3 protein-coding genes are annotated in these 1,316 nt (G+C 28.0%); all 3 read left to right on the top strand.

Features of this window, described 5'->3' with window-relative positions; all coding sequences use genetic code 11:
- The first annotated feature begins 124 nt into the window (after positions 1–124).
- The 3 genes from HMPREF9073_RS16570 to HMPREF9073_RS16515 all read left to right on the top strand — a co-directional run bounded on the left by HMPREF9073_RS16570 (position 125) and on the right by HMPREF9073_RS16515 (position 1,292).
- Complete coding sequence (locus tag HMPREF9073_RS16570; RefSeq protein WP_009413272.1) at positions 125–406, top strand: DUF4372 domain-containing protein; 282 nt, start codon at positions 125–127, stop codon at positions 404–406.
- A 27-nt stretch (positions 407–433) separates the two neighbouring features.
- A complete protein-coding gene (locus HMPREF9073_RS15930; RefSeq protein WP_198005892.1) occupies positions 434–1,087 on the top strand; it encodes an IS4 family transposase in 654 nt (217 codons plus the stop codon).
- A gap of 70 nt (positions 1,088–1,157) precedes the next feature.
- Complete coding sequence (locus HMPREF9073_RS16515) at positions 1,158–1,292, top strand: hypothetical protein (RefSeq protein ID WP_009413270.1); 135 nt, start codon at positions 1,158–1,160, stop codon at positions 1,290–1,292.
- Positions 1,293–1,316 lie beyond the last annotated feature (24 nt).

Genomic DNA, 1,316 nt, shown 5'->3' with positions numbered 1-1,316 from the left:
CACTTGTGTTTATCAAAATGTGTTAAAATTTATGTTTAAACAATTTGTATTCAATTAATTATAAATAAAAATCTTTGTCCGAGATTTGAAAAAATACTTTTTTTGTATTCAAAGATATAATACAATGAATTCAAAAAAGTACATTTTCTCTCAAGTAACATCATTTCTACCTCAAAAATATTTTAATAGATTAGTTGCCAAGTATGATGATAGAACTAAGAATTGGGTATTTTCTCATTGGAATCATATGTTACTTTTAATTCTTGGACAACTTATGGGCTGTATTAGTATTAGAGAACTCGTAAGTACTGTTAATGCTAATTTCAAAAGAATTTATCATTTAGGTATTGGAAAAAATCCGATAGATTTAAAGACCTTATCTATTGCAAATAAGATCAGGATATAAGAATATTCGAACAATATGCCTTTCTATATGATAAGTATAGCCCAAGAAAAGCAATCCTTTAGTGAATTTTGCTTACACGGAAAATTTTATGCTATAGATTCTACTACTATTGACTTATGCATGTCCGTATTTCAATGGGCTAATTTTAGAAGCACTAAATCTGGAATAAAAATCCATACACAAATTGATTTAGTTACTAAAATTCCTACTTTTTATAGAATTACAAATGCTAATGTCCATGATATTAAAGAAATGGACGCTATAGACTATGAGCCTTTAGCTTGTTATGTGTTTGATCGTGGCTATTTTGATTTGAATAGGCTTTATAAAATAAGCCAATATGATGCTTTTTTCATCATTCGTGAGAAAGGCATCCCTGCTTATGAAATCATTTCAGGAGAAGACTTTCTTGAAAATAATGATAATATTCTATTAGACCAAACTATTAGGTTTACAGGAAATAGAAATAAAGGGAATTATCCCTCAGAACTTAGGCGAATTGTTTACTTTGCCCCAGAACTTAAAAGGTCTTTTGTTTATTATACTAACAATTTTCACCTTAAAGCTAGTGAAATTGCTCTTTTATATAAGAATAGATGGCAAATAGAACTATTTTTTAAGTGGATAAAACAACATCTTAAGGTAAAAAACTTTTGGGGAACATCTGAAAAATGCTGTTAAAATCCAGATTCATATAGCTATTATCACCTATTGTCTAATAGTTATTATCAAAAATGACCTTAAACTTAATATGTCTATAATAGAACTAATGCGTATAGTTGGGAATTCCTCTTTTGTTGATGACCCCATTATGGAGCTTTTAACTCCTATCAAAAGACAAAAAGCACTCAATGATATGCAATTAGAGTTCAATTTTAAATTTTAACATTTCTTTGATAAACACTAATGA

It is taken from the genome of Capnocytophaga sp. oral taxon 326 str. F0382 (genome assembly GCF_000318295.1).
GTDB lineage: Bacteria > Bacteroidota > Bacteroidia > Flavobacteriales > Flavobacteriaceae > Capnocytophaga > Capnocytophaga periodontitidis.
Note: the sequence above shows the minus strand (reverse complement) of the source record. Positions and strands in the feature narration are given on the sequence as shown.